The organism is Mariniflexile maritimum, assembly GCF_009746565.1.
Taxonomy (GTDB): Bacteria; Bacteroidota; Bacteroidia; order Flavobacteriales; family Flavobacteriaceae; genus Mariniflexile; species Mariniflexile maritimum.
Window position 1 is genome coordinate 74,533 of the sequence record NZ_WRPN01000001.1, and the last position, 17,576, is coordinate 92,108.

Genomic DNA, 17,576 nt, shown 5'->3' on the forward strand with positions numbered 1-17,576 from the left:
ATTTAGAAGATTGCGATAGTATTTTGCGCATTGAAAATAACAAGGTAAACCTCGATTTGGTGATAGGTATAGTTAACAATAAAGGATGTTATTGCGAGCCCTTGCCCTAATAAATCTTAAAAACTATGTTAATAAATTTTAATTTGATATTGTGTAACAAGAAGCTTTGCATTATATTTGCTTAATATTTTTAACAGATACTTACAACAATGTTTGATTTTGACCAATATTTAGGATTCTTAGCTTTTTTAACCATCTTGACCATTGGGTTTTGGTTAATGATTTTTTTAATAACCTTTGTAATACCTTATTGGATTGGAGGTGCTTTGATGGAGCGTTTAAAAGAGATTAGGGCAGAAAAAAAGGCCAAACGTCAAAATTCATAAAGAAAATAAATAGATATTTAAAAAAGGGAAGCTAAAATTTAGTTTCCCTTTTTTTTTATGGTAATCTGGTTGAAAATGGTTGCCGGTTTTTTTCAAAAACATTTTATAATTCATCGTTGGCAACTGGAATCCCAGGATTATGGAAAGAACAGTTTTTACTTTGGGGCATCAAACCATTAACGAATTAGAAACAGAAATGTGTAGCTAAATTCCAGCCGCTTAAATCTCGCATTTAATTGTCCAACTTTTTTGTTGCTAACACACTATTTATTTAACGCCCTATTGGTAGGGATAATTTACCATCGCTGTATGTATTTGTTAACCATATTATAACCATGGTACATACATGTTATAACCACGCTATAACCTTATCAATTTTTTATATATTAGCAAGTATCTTAAAGCGAGTTACGGTTGTAGTCATGCATGATGTTAAACAGGTATAAAATTATTTATTATGGCAAAGCAAAAAGGCATTTTACCATTGGTGGGAACCCTTGGAGGCATTAATTTCTATTATTTGAATGGAAAACCTGTTGCCAGAAAATCAGGAGGTGGCTTTAGTGGTAAGGCCATAAAAACAAAAGCCAGTATGCAACGTGTACGCGAAAACGGGCGTGAGTTTGGACATTGTTCTGGAGTCAATAAGGTTTTTAGACAGGCTTTAAGACCTTTTTATATAGGATATACCTTTACACATTTCCATAGTAGGCTGATGGGCTTGTTTACCACATTAAAGGATTTGGACCTTATACATGAACGTGGAAACCGTGTGGTAGCGATGGGGCTAAACACTGCTGAGGGTGCGATCGTGTTAAAACAGTTTCATTATACGCCCGATTGCGATGTGCGCCAGGTTTTGCCTTTTAATTTTGCCGTAGCCGCAAATACCTTTGCTTTAAGCATTTCTGAATTTGATGGTAAGCGCGTTAAATTTATTGCAGGCGCTACCCATATAAAACTCATGTATGGTGTTTTGGACTTTAATTTCGACACACTAGCTTTTGATTTGCATTTGGCTACACCGGTGGTACTTGATAAAGACGCCAATATTAGCAATGTATTATTAACACCCAACAGCTTGCCCCTTGGTATTGGGACGCCTCTTAGCGTTTTGGGCGTGCGCTTTTATCAAGCCATTGATGGGGTTTTGTATGATTTACAAGCTAAAAATGCCCTAGGGTTTGTGGTGGTGTAGGCTTCTCTAAATTTTTTAACCAGTCCGTATCCATTTTTTACTGCTGTTGGGTTTATAAAGTTATCCAAACAAAAATGATGATGATCTACTGCTCATTTTCTGGTTTCTGAGTTATATAAAATGAAAAGTCCCACCGAAGCAGGACTAAAGATTTTCATCTACGGCATATAGCCTTATTGTGATAAGATTAAAGATTAGAATAAAATTTTCACAAAACAAATATAATAAAATTTGAATAAATACAACAAAAAAGTAAGAAAATAATTTGCTTTTTTGTAAGTTTATGTCTGTTGAAAAATTGACAAAATTGACAAGGATTTAAGGTTAAACCATTCCTTAAAACAACGAACCTCCAATAAAATTGGAGGCTCTAATTAGGTCACCTTTCGGTTCAATCCCACGGTTCACTTGATAACAAGGACCTTATTGTGATTTGATTAAAGCAAATGTAAAAAAATAATTGATACAAATATAAAAATGAATAGAATAAAACTTGGTTTAGATTTAGGAACCAATAGTATTGGTTGGTCAGTTTTAGAAAAACAAGAAGGAGTATATGATTTTTTTAAAAAAGAAGACGAAAATGGAGAATTAATCCCATCTAAAGGCAGTTATATTTTTTCAAAAAGCGTTGACGCAAATGAAAACTCAAAAGCCTCTGAAAGGCGAGGATTCAGAGGTGCAAGACGAAGAATTGATAGAATTCGTTTGAGGAAAATTGCCACTTTGAAAGTTCTTGACGAATTTGGTTTGTGTCCAAAATTTAAGTCTGGTGAATTAAATAGATGGAAAAATAAGAAAATTTATCCTTGTGAAAATGGTGATTTTATTGATTGGCAACGAACTGGAAAAAAGAATGGAAACAGCCAAACAGAGAAACTAAGACAACCTTATTATTTAAGGTATTTAGCTGCTACTAAACCAGGAATGATGGATACAAATGATGGAAAATCGCAACTTGGCAGAGCTTTTTATCATTTATCTCAAAGAAGAGGTTATTTATCCAATTCAGAAGAAGAACAATCTGACGATAAAATTGATTTGTTTAAATCAGGTGTTTTAAACTTACTTGAAAAAGTTGCTAATTCTGTATCATTTAAAGAAGAGTTAGAAGTTATATTTGACCAATATAAGAATGATAAAAAAGTAAAGAGTTTAAACAACGTTATTAATAAAGAACTAAAAAAAGAAATTGTTTTTGAAAATATAAAATCATTTGTCAAATCAGAATTTGAAAAACCTGAAAATTTAGGAAAAGTAATGGCAGGAATTGGAGAACTTTCAAAAGAGATGAAAGGATTTCCAACAATGGGGTGTTATTTTTATTCAATTTACAATAGAATAAATAAAGATACGGGATTAATAAATAGAATTAGAGGAAGATATACACATAGAGAAGATCATTACGAAGCAGAATTTAATTATATATGTGAAATTCAAAAAATTATAGGAGATTTAAAAGATAAATTACATAATGCTATTTTTTATCAAAGACCATTAAAAAGTCAAAAAGGATTAGTAGCAAAATGTACACTAGAACCCAAACGAAAAAGAATTGCTTTATCGCATCCATTATTCGAAGAGTTTAGAATGTGGGAATCCATTAATAGAATCAAGATTAAAAGAGAATTTGATGATAAATTAGATTTTCTAAATAAAGAAGAAAAAGAACTAATAAAAAATGAGTTTTCACAAATAACCGATTTTGAGTTTGGTAAAATTGCAAATAAATTAAGCAATGGACTGCCTTATAATTATATTAAACGACCAGAAGAAGTTTTTATAAAAGGAAAAACCGACAAAGATTCAGAAATAGAAGCTGTTATAAGTTTTAATTTTCCGATGGATAAGAAATTTTCTGCTTGTCCAACTATTTCAGCTTTAAAGAAAATTATTGGTGCCGAAAAATATAGCACAATGCCACTTTTAAATTCTGGACATAAAGATGAAAAAGGAAAGAAGCAAATAAGTATTGAAGATGTTTGGCATTGTTTACAAATGGATAGTTTTGGTTCAAAAGATAAGAAAACTGTTAGAGAAGAGTTTGCAAAAAATCATTTGCAACTTGATGAAAAAGGAATTGAAAATCTTGTAAAGATAAAATTAGTCAAAGGTTATGGAAGTTTAAGCAAATCTGCTATAAAGAAAATAATTCCTTTTTTGGAAAAAGGTGAAATTTATACAAATGCGGTTTTCTTGGCTAATATTACAGAAGTTTTAGGAAGAAAAATTTCAGAAGTTGAACAAAATCAAGTTTCTGAAATCATTAAAAAATCATTAGAGAATTTCAGAATAGAAAAACAAAATAAAGGAATTGTAAATAATTACATTTCCAAATTTAAAGATAATCGAGAAAATTCATTAGGAAACAATGAATTAAGCATTAATGCTTTTAAAAAGGAATTAGATTATGAAATTGCTAATTGGATTGGAGAAGTTCAATTAGGTTCAATGAAAAAAGAAGAAGTTTCAAAAATTACGGAAACTTGTTGGAACTTGTTTTTTGAAGCTGCATGCGATAAATTACCTAAAGATGTAAACTATCTCACAGCGAAAACAATTCCAATTTTTATTGAAGAAGGATTAAGACGAGTTTTTCCAAACGATAAAATTGATGTTACTAAATTATATCATCCATCAGCAATGGAAGCATATCCAAAAGCAGAAAAAAAATTAGGTAATCCTGAAATAACCTCAATAAAAAATCCTGTTTTTGATAGAGCAATGCATCAAGTTAAGCGACTATGCAATGAATTAATCAGAAAAGGTTTGGTAGATAAAGAAACCGAAGTTAATCTTGAAGTTGCAGGAGAAATTAATAGTGCAAGTTACAGAAGAGCTTTGACTATTTGGCAAAAAGAACAAGAAGAAATAAGAACTTGGGCTAGAGAAAAAATTATTGAATGTTATCCAGAAGAAGATAGAAAAAATAAAATACCAACAGATACTGAAGTAGCTAAATATATTTTATATAGTGAGCAAAATGGAAGATGTTTATATACTTCTGAAACAATTACACCAAGAGATTTTTTGAATAAACAAACCATTTATGATATTGAGCACACAATTCCAAGAAGCAAAAACAATGATAATTCTTTAAAAAATAAAACCTTAGCAAATTATGATTTCAACAGGAATTATAAAAAAGCAATTCTTCCAGGTTTGATAAATGTAAATTATAAAGGTGAGCAAATTTATAAAGAAACTATTTTATTAAACAGAAACGAGCATTTAAAATCATATTCTTTTGTTGGGAAAAAACCAAACATGAATATTGTATGGAATGTTTCATTAAGTGATTTAAAATTTGAATATAAAAAATTCAAAAATGCAGCAAAAGCTATAACTGATGCAGTTGCTCATGATGAGGTAATGAAAATGGCTCATTACACCAAAATGAAATTAGATTATTTACGAGAAAAATATAGAAATTTTGAAATTGAAGAAATCAATAATCAATTTACAAATGCGAACCTTGTTGATACAAGAATAATCACAAAATACTCTAGAGCATATTTGAACTCCTATTTCAATAAAGTAAATGTAGTTAATGGAAAAATAACAGACACTCTGCGAAAAATTTGGGGACTTCAAGGAGAAGAAGATGTTAAAGATAGGAGTAATCATATCCATCATTGTATTGACGCAATTGTGGTAGCTTGTGTAGAGAAAGGGACTTCAAATAGAATTTCTGAATTATATCACAAATATGAAAATGATTATTTTAGGGGAAATTCTAATCCCAGAATTAGCTCAAAGGAACCAATGAAAAATTTTGTTGAGCGAATGAAGAATTTGCACAAAGAAGTTTTGGTTTATCACAAACAAACCGATAGAATTAAACCACTCTTAATAAACGCTCAAAAAGAAAATACAAAAAAATTAAATTTAAGAGGAAGACTCAATAGTCAAAACCCATATGCACATATTAAGAAGGATGGTGAGTTAATTTTTGCACAAAGAGAAAAGGTTTCAAATATAACAGTTAAAGATATTCAAGAAAATATAGTTGATGAAGGAATAAAAAAACGAATCTTGAATTTTACAAAAGATTTTAATATAGAGGAATTTGTTAAAGAAAGTAATAAGTTGGGTTATATAATTCTTCCAAAGTATTATGATGAAGAAAAGAATAAAGATATTAGTGAAATGATTATTAAAAGATTGAGATTAAAATCATCAAAATCAAATTTAAAAAATTATAAAGAAGTAAGGAAAATAGATAGAAATCAAACTATAGATAAATATGGTAAGTTGAAATATGGTCATAAATTTGACTTTTATTTCGACAAGGATTCTTATACAAATTATGAAGCAAGAATTTATGGTGATTTAATTCCTGATAAGCCCGGAAAAAAGACACCATTTACAAATAGAAATTCAAATCTTATAAATAACTATAATATTGTAAAAAATGATTTCCCAGTAGAATTAAATAAGCCAATTTTCACATTGCATCAAGGTGATATGTTTATAGTTTTTAATAATAATCCTGAAGAAATTGAATGGAATAATAATATAGATTTACAACATAGGCTATTTAAAGTTGTTAAGTTTACAGAAGACAAAGAAAAAGGAGAAATAAAACAAATAATTTTTTCAAGACATAATTATGCATTAGGTGATGTAGATTCTGCAATTTCTACATCTGAAAATGAGTTGTATAACTTATCAGGTGTTGTATTAAGAAAAAGTGTATCTTCTTTACGAGTTATACCTGCAAAAATCGATGCCTTAGGTAAATTAGATGTAACTTTTAGTAAAGATTTTATAAATTCAAGAAATAATTAAAAAACTTACATTTGTAAATTATGAATGAATCAAAACTGGCAAAAGGACAAATATAAAAAATCCTAACAAAATTGGATAAGGTTGAGAAAATTGGTTTTAGTACTAAAACTAAAGAGTAACTTTTAATTGAGATAAAAAGAAAATTAGGATTGAAATAAATTTTGAAAAAGTTCTTTGACATAAAATTTTCATAATCTTAAACAACCAAACCACAACGGAAAATCTTCCGATTTTCTGACAACGGATTTTCCGTTGTGGTTTGATTAAAGATTAGAAAACACGATATTATACCGTCCATGGTACTGTATTAATGTCCTGTTGTGGTTTGATTAAAGATTAGAAAACACGATATTCATCTTAAAACAAAAAAATCAATAATAATCGTTGTGGTTTGATTAAAGATTAGAAAACACGATATTAACTATGGACTACACAACCAGCAGAAAGGCGTTGTGGTTTGATTAAAGATTAGAAAACACGATATTAGTTGGTGTGTTACCTTCTGATATTTAGGTGTTTATTGTCAAAATATCGTGATAAAAATGCTTCTTTTTTGCAATGATAAGGCAAGATTGAGGCATTTTTTATTTTTAAATTATTTTAATATTAAATTTTTTCGTTAATTTTTGTGTTTGTAGGGACAGGTCGCGACCTGTCCGTACGTGGATATTAGATGTTTTGTTTTTGTGATTCGGGTAGGTGGACAGGTCGCGACCTGTCCGTACAGGATTGATTGATGTTTTGTTTATGTGATTCGGGTGGGTGGACAGGTCGCGATCTGTCCGTACAGAATCAATCATTATAATTTTTTGAATAAATAATGAAAAACAGGAAAAGAAATCGAATGGCAGGTTTTGATTATACCAGCAATCATGTTTATTTCGTTACGGTTTGTGTTCAGAACAGGTTATGTTGTTTTGGTTCCGTAATTTCCGAAGGGGCAGGTCGCGACCTGTCCGTACAAAATCCCCATGATAAAAATCCCCATGATTTGCCACAAAATTATAAAATGCAATTAAATCAATTCGGATTAATTGTTGAAGAAAAAATAAATTGGTTAGAACAGCACTATCTGTACGTTGAAATCCATAATTATGTTGTTATGCCAAATCATATTCACATTCTATTGGAAATTAACAGCACAAAAATTAGTGGTTTAGATGTGAAAATTAAATCGCTATCAAGCATAATTGGCGCATTAAAAACCACTTCTTCAAAGGAAATTCATTTGAAGGGTTTAAATGATTTCAGCTGGCAGCGTTCCTTTCACGATCATATTGTAAAAAACGAACCATCCTACTTAAATATAGATAATTACATAAGCCTAAACGCCAAAAACTGGTATAAAGATGTTTTTTTTAATCAAAATTGAATTTATTAAAACAATTCCAATTGGGTTGGTGGCGCTTCTTTGGGCACTTCTGCACGACCCCAAAAATTCATGATGTGTCCAAATTGTTTGTCGGTTATGCGCAAAACGCTCACTTTTCCCAGAGGAGGCAATAATTTTTTAATGCGCTTTTCATGTACATCGGCACTTTCGCCACTTGCACAATGCCGTATGTAAACAGAATATTGCATCATGGCAAAACCATCCTTTAACAGGTTTTTTCTAAAGCCTGAAGCCGTTTTTCTATCTTTGGCGGTATCGGTTGGCAAGTCAAAAAAAACAAATAACCACATAATCCTATACCCATTTAGTTCCATAGTTTTGGATACTTGATTTTTTTGCGCTCGCCACTGTAGCATTGTTGCAGTGAACTAGCCGTTTTTTGTAGCGCTACCATCAACGGACTTTTTTCTGTTTTAAAATATACGGTTCTGGTAAGTACTTCCAACAACATAGATTTTATTTCGGTTGTTAATTCTTGTTCGTCATAATGCTGCATGATGGTATAAACCGCTTCATCAACCAGGGGCCTAAAGGGTTCCATAATGTCGTCGGCCAAGGCAAAGGCATTATATTTGCTTTTATGGTGAATGCCCAAGGTGTTTAACAAACCACTGCCCGATAGGGCACGGGCGGTTGCAGCCCTTAATATGGCATAGCCGTAGTTTAGGAAATTATTTGGATAATCGCCAAGGCGCTCTCTTTTGAAGTCTGTTTCAAAAAACGATTTCCAATAAAAACTGGCAGCAACCCCTTCCATATTTGAGGAATCGCCACTTAATACTTTACTGGCCAGATACTCAAATTTATTTTCGGTACCTGTAATGGTTTTAAGAAGCAAGCCTTGATTTGTTATTTTTTCTATAACCGTTTGTTGCCATAATTGTTTTTTTAAAGGAACACTGGCATCAATTTGGTACTTAAAAATTTCCTGTTGGATGTGGTGGCTGTTTAAATTTAATAACATGCCATTGGGAAGGTGTTTTTCATCGCAAAAAATACAAGCGCAATTATTATTGATTAATTTGTTGAGTGCCGGCATGCTTATATAAACCTCGTGATGGTCGATTATAACATATCCAATATCTTCTATGGGGATGGTTCTGTTTTTGGTTTCAGAAGAAATTACAAGTTGCTCGTTGGAAGTGGTTATAGCGCACTTATTCGTGAAAAAGAGTGTCTTTTTGATCATGGTTAATTCTTAAATTTAGGTATGGATTTCCCAATGAATATAAATGCAGCAGGAACACTTAAATATAATAAAATTCTTGCTATATAAGTTGAAAAATGAAATGTTTTTAATATAAAGTAATCAGAAGCACCTACATTTTTACCTCAATTTGTATTTAAAATGCGTGTAATATGGCAATTGAATGGGTTTTGCACACAATTAAGAAGGATAACAAACGGGTTTTTTATTGAAAAAATGAACAGTTTACCATAAAAAATGGACTGAGTATTTACTAAATCCTTAAATTTGGAACTTCGTTGGTAAATAATATTTTTACTTCAAAAGAACCACCTACCAACGAACATTTTAAATAGCAAACCAATGACAAATAACGCACTTATTGAAAATCAATATAGAAGAACCAGCTTGTTCGAAAAAGAAAACGTTAATTATTTAGTGCGTGTTTTAAAACGATTCAATACGGTTCCTAAGGTAAACAACATCAATATTATTACGTCAACCAGCGAGCCTAATGTGTTTAAAATCGTGCCAAATAAATCGATTGTAATTGGTTCGTTATTTTTGGCGCAACCGGTATTGGCCTTGGTTTATCTTCGGTATGGTATAGAATGGCAACTGTGGTACAAAGCTTTAAACAACGAAAAACAGCATACGGTTTTATGCGATTTGGCTGCCCTTGAGGTAACCCGTATTTTTTATAGATTGTTGCCTAAAACCGATAAAGAAAAGCTGGAAAACCTCCATTATTTTTTAATTGATTTAATAAAAAATAACAACGATTTTACTGCGGAATATGTATTAAAGCACAACGACCTGCAGGCTTTCCATGGGTTAAACAGTGCCCACAATGTGTTTAACGACGCTTGGAAACCCATTATTGAAAATTTGGCAAAACCAACCGAATACTTACTTATGTCTGGGGGCGATTTGAGGTTGAATATTGATGAAATTGAACTGTTGAACAAATATGGATGCAGGCCGTTCCCTAGGCCCGATGCTTTTACCTTCGCCTCATCAACAGCCACCAGCGTGTCCAATTTCGCGTTCGATAAAACTGATAAAGTAAGAAGCATATTAATTAGAAACAGCCTAAAAAACGGTTTTAAAAATGCTACTATCGAATTTTCGGAGTTACTAAAAGATACCCTAAAAAAAATATTGAGGTTGAATGATGAGTGTGAAATTATCTTTTCACCATCCGGCACCGATTCTTCCCTTCAAATTGCGGCCATTACCCAAATAATTTCAAAAAAGGACATTACGCACGTTTTAGTTGCTTCCGATGAAACGGGTAGCGGTGTGCCCGCAGCATTAAAAGGCTGTCATTTTGAAAACACAACGGCTTTAAATTATCCGGTTAAAAAGGGCGATAAAATTGAGGGCTTTCGGGATATCGATTTGATAAAAATTCCTTTTAGGGATGAAAACGGTGCTTTAAAAACCACCCGTCAATTGGATGATGAGGTTTTTAATGCCATTTCAAAAACGTATGCCTTGGGTAGGCACGTGGTGCTGCATACCATGGATCAATCGAAGTTAGGCTATCAATCTCCCAGCGAACAATTGATGCAAACTTTAGGCAAACAAAAAAACGCATCCATACAAGTTATTGTTGATGCCGCACAACTTAGACTGGACCCGGCCGACATACAAAAGTATTTGAACAAAGGCTATATTGTAAGCATTACGGGAAGCAAATATTTTACAGGGCCTCCATATTCGGGAGCATTAATTTTGCCCAAAAGTGTTAGTAAATTAATCCGTTCGGCAAAAAATACCTTGCCAGAAGGTTTAACCCAATATTACAATCATTCCGATTGGCCAACCTCGTGGTGCTGTTCAAATAATTTATCCGAAGGCTATAATTTTGGCTCCTATATGCGTTGGAACGCGGCCATTGTTGAAATGGAACGGTATTTTAGAACACCTATTTTATATAGAAACATGGGCATTGAAATGTTCTGTAATTTTGTTGAGGATTCCATAAACGATGCCACTTTTTTAGAACCTATTTATGCTGATGAAGCAAAAACGGATAACTATCATAGTAAAGAATTTGGATTAAGGAACATCCGTACCATTTTCCCTTTTTTTATCCTAAAGAACAACAAAGTACTTTCGGTTGACGAAGTAAAAAAGCTCTATACACTGTTAAATTCCGATTTATCCGAACATTTTCAGGATGCTCCTTTAGAAATCGTGAGGCTTGCTGCCCAAAAATGCCATATTGGTCAGGCGGTAAACGTAAAATACAATAATGCTGTTGAAAGTGCTATTTTAAGAATAAGTTTGGGTGCGAGGGTTATTTCCGAAAGTTGGGTAAACCGCGATATAAGCCTGTTTTTTAGAAATATTGAAACTCAAATGAACCAAATTACCATCATCATTAAAAAGATAGAATTGATTCTCGGTCATCCCAAATTATTGAATAACTAAGCGATTTTCCGAAAGCCAGTTCCTAATTAAAAACAATACGCAGTACAAAATACTGAAGCACATGAAACCCCTGATTTATATGGAAATTTTCAGGATGCCTGCAAAAACCGCTTAAATTTGGAGCATCATCAATCAATACCTTAACACCTATTTAGTAAAAATGATAGAACAACTTTTACAGTACGACACAAAATTGTTTTTGTTTTTAAACAACTTGGGTTCGCCCACCTGGGATGCTTTTTGGTTGGTGGTAACGTACCGGTTTACGTTTATTCCGCTATATGTTTTTTTATTGTACTTGCTATACAAAAAATATGGCCTAAAAAGCTTGCTTATTTTTGTAGTGGTTATTGCGGTTATGATTACGTTTACCGACCAAATAACCAATGTTTTTAAGCGTGCTTTTGAAAGAACCCGCCCTTGCGGCGTTAACGAGTTGGCCGATAACATACGGTTTGTGGTTGGGCATTGTGGAAAGTACGGATTCTTTTCCGGGCATGCTTCAAACTCTATGGCTACGGCTGTTTTTGCGGGTTTAATGTTGCGCCCTTACTATAAGAACCTGATATTTATCTTGCTTTTTTGGAGTGCTATGGTAGCATACAGCAGAATTTATGTAGGGGTGCATTATCCGTTGGATATTTTATGCGGTTTTATGTTCGGGGCATTATCGGGCTATTTGTTTTACAGAGTGGCCAACTATTTTAATGGGCGTTATGCTAGGGCTTAAATGGCCGCTAAACAGATTACCGATAAGGCTTTTTCTAATACCGAAATATCAATAATTTTATTTTTTATAATTAAAAATTCACCGTCAATCTGAACTTGGAATACAGGTTTGTCTTTTGATATTTTCACATGGTTTGATTGATAGGTTTTAACCTCTTTTAAGAAGGTATGGCGTTTTATAAACATTAACAATGTGAATAGCACAATTTTAAGACTGCTTAGTTTCGGCACGATTAGAATGTCCAGTTTACCATCATCCAGTAGTGCTTTTGGCGTTAAACTTACATGGTAGCCCATTTCATTTGAATTTGAAATAAAAATTAAAAAAGGCTTGTGTATAAAGGTTTTACCGTTTAGGTTGGTTTCCACTTCAGTAAGTTTGCTATTTGCGTTTTTAAGTGATTTTATTGTGGCTTTAATATAGCTTGCAATGTTTCGTTCGTTGGAAGCTTCATAGTTTTTTATTACCTGGGCATCAAAACCAATGCCGGTATTGCTGAAAAAATAGTGCTGGTTTAACTTACCTACATCAATTTGTTTGGTGTCCTGTTTTTTTATTAATTCGATGGCTTTATCGATGTTTTTAGGGATGTTCAAATTGGATGCCAGTCCGTTTCCAGAACCAATGGGGATAATCCCTAAAGGAATCGTACTATTTACCAAACAAGATGCCACTTCGTTTATGGTACCATCGCCACCACAGGCCACAATAACATCGGCCTTTTCAAGAATGGACTCTTTTGTGAGTACAATAGCGTGTTTTTTATAGCAGGTTGGTTTAATAACAAAAGTGTAATCTTCTTTGTTAAAATACTTGTTTAGTATGGATAAATCGAGGCTATTATTGCCTTTACCAGCAATAGGATTTAAAATGAAATGTATTTGTTTCAATAGTTATCTTTTTAATTTAAGTCCTCCGTTTCGATACATATAATCGGCCACTTGGTAAAAAGAAATGGTTTCTTCAAGCATTTTTGTATCGATGTCTTTGGATATTAAGTTGTCGTTATCTGTTTCCCACACAAAATAATTGGCAATAAACTGGTCGCTAAGTACCATTAATTTTTTATCCTTTAAGAGTCCCAGATTTCTGTAATTGCCAATAAAGGCGCGTTCGTCTTCTTTTTGCATTTGCATAATATCCTTGCCAAACAAATTAGAGGTATAATCCCAATTTAAAAGGCCAAAAAGAGTGGGGAACATGTCTATTTGCGAACTTAGCTTTTCTATTTTTTGTGGTGCCACATTTTGTAGGTTCACGATCATGGCAGGAATACGGTATTTATCAATGTTCAGGCTCCATCGCCCTGCGCTACTGGCACAGTGGTCGGCCATGATCACAAAAACGGTATTGTTGTACCAAGGTTTTGTTTTGGCTTGCTTTAAAAAGTTGCCAATGGCGTAATCGGTATATTTAATGCCACCGTTTCTGCCCGAGCCCGATGGAATGTCAATTTTGCCTTCGGGGTAGGTAAAAGGTCGGTGGTTTGAAGTGGTCATAATAAAGTTGAAAAACGGCGCTTCGTTAAGAGCGGCCTTATCGGCTTCTTTCAGCACTTTATTGTAAATATCTTCATCGCAAACGCCCCAAGCGTTTTCAAAGGTTACTTCATCATCATTGATATTGGTACGTTTCGTTTTAATTCTGGAATCCAATAAAAAACCTCTGCCTCTATCGATTATATTAAAGCCGTTGCCGCCAAAATAGGTATTCATATTGTCAAAATAACCATCGCCCCCATAAAAAAAGTTGCGTTCGTAGCCTTGTTCCTTGAATATTTCGCCAATGGTAAATAAATTGGTGTTGTTGTCGCGTTTTACAATGCTTCTTCCCGGGGTTGGTGGAATGGAAAGGGTTATGGCTTCCATGCCCCGTACGGTGCGTGTGCCCGTTGCGTACAAATTGGTGAAAAACAGACTTTTATTGGACAAGGAATCGAGTGTGGGCGTTACATTCAAATCGCCCCCCAACGAATTAAGAAAAGAGGCACTTAAACTTTCAATGCAAATAAAAATAACATTGGGTTTTTTTGTGGGGCGCAAAATGCTATCGGAATGGGTGATGGTTCTAAAAAGATCCTTGTTTTCAGGATTTATAAATTCGCTATTTGGGGTTTCCAGTTTTTGTTTAACTAGGGTAAAGGCCTTGTTGGTATCGATGGTTTTATAAAATTCGGTGTACGATAGTTGGTTGCTTCTAAAAGCCGCAAAAAAAGAATAAATGCCCGTTTTTGCAATTTCGTCGTTGTATCGGTTTTTAAACTGTTCGGCATCTTCGTTTTTTACAAATAGGGCAAAAATGGCAGCAATAACAATAATGAAGGCTGAAGGGATTAGTTTTTCCTTGAAAACAGTTTCATTATTGAACGTGTCCTTAAAAATATGTTGTTTGTGGGTAATAAAGAGCAATAATGAAAGCACCACCAAAATAGCGCTTAACAATAAAGGAATGGGGTACGATTCATTAATGTTTTTAACCACTTCAAAGGTATAGATTAAATAATCGACTGCTATAAAGTTGAAGCGTCTTTGGAATTCGTCCCAAAAGGTAATTTCGGCAAAGAACGAAAACAAGAAAATAAGCAACCCCAGCGCATAACCAAAATAGGTGATGAGCCTATCGAAAAGAGACCCATAAAGTTTTTTTGGAACGAGCAATAAATAAATAACGTAGGGCAGTGCAAAAAAAGAAACCGTACCTAAATCGAACAAGAGCCCAATGATGAAGGTGTTTGCCAAAACGAACAAGGAATTGTCTGTTTCGTGGAAGCTTGATTGTAAAAAGTATATCCTGATTATGAATGAAAACAGGAGAAATGTTAAAATAAAGGCCCTGAGTAATTTGAAACGCTTAGGGAAAATTTTGTTCCGCATGGTCGTGGGTTTAGTGTTGTTGGGTTTTTATGAGCACATCACAAATTTACTAGGCTTCCTTGTTAAAACTTGTAAATTTAGTGTGAAAATTATTTAAGGGGTACAGCAATTTTTACGTTGTCCCAAGCCATGGTTAATTTTAAACTGTCGGTTGAATTATCAAAAGCTATGGTAAACTGTTCCACATGGGTATCCAATTTTTTTACAGGAACATCAATGTCTATCACGTCGTAGTTGGGGTCCCACATGGGCTTCATTTCCGAATTTACCCCCCACGGATATTGTTTTGAATTGAAGATTACGGTCCATACGCTGTCTTTGGGCACTGTCCATAAGGTGTATTTTCCAGCGGGCAGGGGGTTGCCTTCTATGGAAAGCGGTTTGTTGGTCTCAAAAGTGGTGGCTTCGTTGGCACCGGTACGCCATACCTGGTTGTAAGGCACTAAACCACCAAAAATTACGCGTCCTTTTTTGAAGGGCCGGTTATAGAACACCTTCATTTTTAAATCGTTAAGTTCAAATTTTACGGTGTCTTTTGGACTTAACCGTGTTTCAAAAATATTTTCAACAAACGTAGAGTATAAAAACAAGCCTAAAGCAAAAATGGACAAAAGAATTAAGGTACGTTTTAAAAAGGTGTTCATAAATTCGAGGTTATTAGGGTATAAAGATACTTTAAAAGTAATAATTTCTAAAAATGCAAACGAACATTTGCATCGTTTTGTTTTATTGGCTCAAAATAAATATATTTTTTGCAACATCTTTCTTTATATAACGCTTTTTTTGCATTTATTAAATTTAATGCCAATGGGTTAATTAATGTTAGGCTGTGTTTATTTCTTCCGTAATCGCTTCAATTATTTGGTTTAGGGGCGTTTCATAATCAAACCAAAGTGTGTTTTCATCTCTTTTAAACCAGGTGAGTTGGCGTTTTGCAAAGCGCCTCGAATTCTTTTTTATTTCTGAAATTGCAAAATCGAGAGTCCATTCACCTTCTAAATAATTGAATAATTCTTTGTAACCAACGGTATTTAAGGCATTTAGGTTTTTGTGGGGTAATAATTTTTTGACTTCATCCAGCAAACCTGCTTCCATCATCAAATCAACACGTTGGTTGATGCGCTTGTAAATGGTTTCCCTTTCGGCGGTTAATCCTACGGTAATGGTTTTAAAATTTCGTGATGTACTTTTTTTGTTTAAAAAGGATGAATACGGTTTTCCCGTTCCTAAGCAAATTTCCAAAGCACGGATAACCCGATGCGGATTCGCAATTTCGATGTTTTTAAACGAGGTTTTATCTAAAATCTTCAATTGGTTTTGTAGGTGAAGAAGGCCTTCGGTTTCTAATTGCGTGTTTAAATTTTCACGAATGGATGCATCAATTTCAGGAAAATCGTCCAATCCTTTCGTAACCGCATCAACATACAGTCCTGAACCGCCAACCATGATGACTATTGGGTGTTTTTTGAACAGTTCTTTTAAAATATCCAAGGCATCTTTTTCAAAAGCACCTACACTGTAAAGTTCCTGGATGGATTTATGGTGGATGAAATGGTGCTTTGCTGCCGCTAGTTCTTCGGCTGTTGGAGCCGCTGTTCCAATGTGCATTTCCTTAAAAAACTGTCTGGAATCGGCCGAAATGATTTCCGTATTAAAATAATGCGCCAATTTGATGCTTAGTGCCGTTTTCCCGATAGATGTTGGGCCTACAATGGAAATAAGGATATTTTCAGGCATCATTTATGTAATTTATGGCCGCATTTTCGGCAATATTCCGCATCGCTCAAAATAATATCGGCACCACAATTTTCGCAGGCACTGTTTGTTAAATTGGGTGTTTTTTCTTTTGAAGCCGTGTATTCTGCCGAAACAATACCCGTTGGCACCGCAATGATGCCATAACCAATAATCATAATAAACGTTGCGAGTATTTGCCCTAGGGTGGTTTGTGGTGTAATATCGCCAAAACCAACCGTTGTTAGTGTTACGATACACCAATATATACTTTGCGGAATGCTCTTGAACCCGTTTTCTGGCCCTTCAATAAGGTACATAACCGTGCCCAGTATAATGGAAATAATAAATATGAAAAATATAAAAATGAATATTTTTGAACGACTGTTTTTGAGTGCTCTAACAAGGTTGTTCGATTCGCCAACAAACCGAATAAGTTTCAGGATTCTAAAAACCCGTAAAAGCCTTAGCGCCCTAAAAACCGATAAAAAATGAGTATCTACAATGAAATAAGAAATGTATTTTGGAAGTGTAGAAAGTAAATCGACAATGCCATAAAAGCTAAAGATGTACTTTCTTGGTTTGCTAACGCTTATAATTCTTAAAATGTATTCAATTGTAAACAAGATGGTTATGACCCATTCTGAAATATTAAAAAAATCATGATACTTATTATCCAGTGATTTTACACTTTCAAGCATCACAATAACAATACTGTAAATGATGGCGAACAACAGGATGATATCAAATAGTTTTCCTGCTGGCGTATGGGTGCCATAAATGATTTCGTGTATTTTAGCTCGCCATGAGCTTAATTTTTTTGGTGATTTCATAAGTTGCAAAAAT

At 33.7% G+C, this 17,576-nt stretch carries 13 protein-coding genes; 6 read left to right on the forward strand and 7 right to left on the reverse strand.

Annotation, left to right across the window (positions count from 1 at the left end; translation table 11 throughout):
* The first annotated feature begins 209 nt into the window (after positions 1 to 209).
* From GQO80_RS15725 to GQO80_RS00360, 4 genes are all read left to right on the forward strand, one after another.
* Positions 210 to 386, forward strand: coding sequence for a hypothetical protein (locus GQO80_RS15725; protein WP_198037700.1), 177 nt, complete (start codon positions 210 to 212; stop codon positions 384 to 386).
* Between the two features lie 457 nt (positions 387 to 843).
* On the forward strand, positions 844 to 1,584 hold the full coding sequence (locus tag GQO80_RS00350; RefSeq protein ID WP_157206216.1) for a hypothetical protein: 741 nt from the start codon (positions 844 to 846) through the stop codon (positions 1,582 to 1,584).
* A 477-nt stretch (positions 1,585 to 2,061) separates the two neighbouring features.
* Positions 2,062 to 6,375, forward strand: a complete 4,314-nt coding sequence (gene cas9 / locus GQO80_RS00355) for a type II CRISPR RNA-guided endonuclease Cas9 (protein ID WP_157206217.1) — start codon at positions 2,062 to 2,064, stop codon at positions 6,373 to 6,375.
* 820 nt (positions 6,376 to 7,195) lie between these two features.
* The gene (locus GQO80_RS00360) at positions 7,196 to 7,747 is read left to right on the forward strand and encodes a transposase (protein WP_157206218.1); all 552 of its coding nucleotides are present in this window, start codon (positions 7,196 to 7,198) and stop codon (positions 7,745 to 7,747) included.
* Between the two features lie 5 nt (positions 7,748 to 7,752).
* On the opposite strand, the gene cas2 is transcribed toward GQO80_RS00360, so the two are convergent.
* Both cas2 and cas1 read right to left on the reverse strand, forming a co-directional pair.
* The gene (gene cas2, locus GQO80_RS00365) at positions 7,753 to 8,082 is read right to left on the reverse strand and encodes a CRISPR-associated endonuclease Cas2 (RefSeq protein ID WP_157206219.1); all 330 of its coding nucleotides are present in this window, start codon (positions 8,080 to 8,082) and stop codon (positions 7,753 to 7,755) included.
* On the reverse strand, positions 8,073 to 8,957 hold the full coding sequence (gene cas1, locus GQO80_RS00370; RefSeq protein ID WP_157206220.1) for a type II CRISPR-associated endonuclease Cas1: 885 nt from the start codon (positions 8,955 to 8,957) through the stop codon (positions 8,073 to 8,075). The genes cas2 and cas1 overlap by 10 nt, the downstream gene beginning before the upstream one ends.
* A 360-nt stretch (positions 8,958 to 9,317) precedes the next feature.
* On the opposite strand from cas1, the gene GQO80_RS00375 reads away from it, so the two are divergent.
* Both GQO80_RS00375 and GQO80_RS00380 read left to right on the forward strand, forming a co-directional pair.
* Entirely contained in the window at positions 9,318 to 11,393 is a 2,076-nt protein-coding gene (locus GQO80_RS00375; RefSeq protein WP_157206221.1) for a hypothetical protein, read from the forward strand.
* 160 nt (positions 11,394 to 11,553) lie between these two features.
* Positions 11,554 to 12,123: a phosphatase PAP2 family protein gene (locus GQO80_RS00380; protein WP_157206222.1), complete on the forward strand. Its 570-nt coding sequence runs from the start codon at positions 11,554 to 11,556 to the stop codon at positions 12,121 to 12,123.
* On the opposite strand, the gene GQO80_RS00385 is transcribed toward GQO80_RS00380, so the two are convergent.
* From GQO80_RS00385 to GQO80_RS00405, 5 genes are all read right to left on the reverse strand, one after another.
* On the reverse strand, positions 12,120 to 13,013 hold the full coding sequence (locus GQO80_RS00385; RefSeq protein ID WP_157206223.1) for a diacylglycerol/lipid kinase family protein: 894 nt from the start codon (positions 13,011 to 13,013) through the stop codon (positions 12,120 to 12,122). The genes GQO80_RS00380 and GQO80_RS00385 overlap by 4 nt on opposite strands.
* A gap of 3 nt (positions 13,014 to 13,016) precedes the next feature.
* Positions 13,017 to 14,996 carry an LTA synthase family protein gene (locus GQO80_RS00390; protein ID WP_157206224.1) on the reverse strand — a complete coding sequence of 660 codons (1,980 nt, stop codon included), beginning with the start codon at positions 14,994 to 14,996 and terminating at the stop codon, positions 13,017 to 13,019.
* 89 nt (positions 14,997 to 15,085) lie between these two features.
* Entirely contained in the window at positions 15,086 to 15,640 is a 555-nt protein-coding gene (locus GQO80_RS00395; RefSeq protein WP_157206225.1) for a DUF2911 domain-containing protein, read from the reverse strand.
* Positions 15,641 to 15,818: 178 nt separating this feature from the next.
* Positions 15,819 to 16,733, reverse strand: coding sequence for a tRNA (adenosine(37)-N6)-dimethylallyltransferase MiaA (gene miaA / locus GQO80_RS00400; protein WP_157206786.1), 915 nt, complete (start codon positions 16,731 to 16,733; stop codon positions 15,819 to 15,821).
* Positions 16,733 to 17,563: an ion transporter gene (locus GQO80_RS00405; RefSeq protein ID WP_157206226.1), complete on the reverse strand. Its 831-nt coding sequence runs from the start codon at positions 17,561 to 17,563 to the stop codon at positions 16,733 to 16,735. Before GQO80_RS00405 ends, miaA begins: the two co-directional genes overlap by 1 nt.
* Positions 17,564 to 17,576: the final 13 nt, after the last annotated feature.

Coding starts and splice junctions, on each gene's coding strand:
- GQO80_RS00360 (WP_157206218.1), top strand. CDS start 7,196: ATGAAAAACAGGAAAAGAAATCGAATGGCAGGTTTTGATTATACCAGC.
- GQO80_RS00380 (WP_157206222.1), top strand. CDS start 11,554: ATGATAGAACAACTTTTACAGTACGACACAAAATTGTTTTTGTTTTTA.
- GQO80_RS00390 (WP_157206224.1), bottom strand. CDS start 14,996: ATGCGGAACAAAATTTTCCCTAAGCGTTTCAAATTACTCAGGGCCTTT.
- cas9 (WP_157206217.1), top strand. CDS start 2,062: ATGAATAGAATAAAACTTGGTTTAGATTTAGGAACCAATAGTATTGGT.
- GQO80_RS00405 (WP_157206226.1), bottom strand. CDS start 17,563: ATGAAATCACCAAAAAAATTAAGCTCATGGCGAGCTAAAATACACGAA.
- GQO80_RS00350 (WP_157206216.1), top strand. CDS start 844: ATGGCAAAGCAAAAAGGCATTTTACCATTGGTGGGAACCCTTGGAGGC.
- GQO80_RS15725 (WP_198037700.1), top strand. CDS start 210: ATGTTTGATTTTGACCAATATTTAGGATTCTTAGCTTTTTTAACCATC.
- GQO80_RS00395 (WP_157206225.1), bottom strand. CDS start 15,640: ATGAACACCTTTTTAAAACGTACCTTAATTCTTTTGTCCATTTTTGCT.
- GQO80_RS00375 (WP_157206221.1), top strand. CDS start 9,318: ATGACAAATAACGCACTTATTGAAAATCAATATAGAAGAACCAGCTTG.
- cas1 (WP_157206220.1), bottom strand. CDS start 8,957: ATGATCAAAAAGACACTCTTTTTCACGAATAAGTGCGCTATAACCACT.
- miaA (WP_157206786.1), bottom strand. CDS start 16,733: ATGCCTGAAAATATCCTTATTTCCATTGTAGGCCCAACATCTATCGGG.
- cas2 (WP_157206219.1), bottom strand. CDS start 8,082: ATGGAACTAAATGGGTATAGGATTATGTGGTTATTTGTTTTTTTTGAC.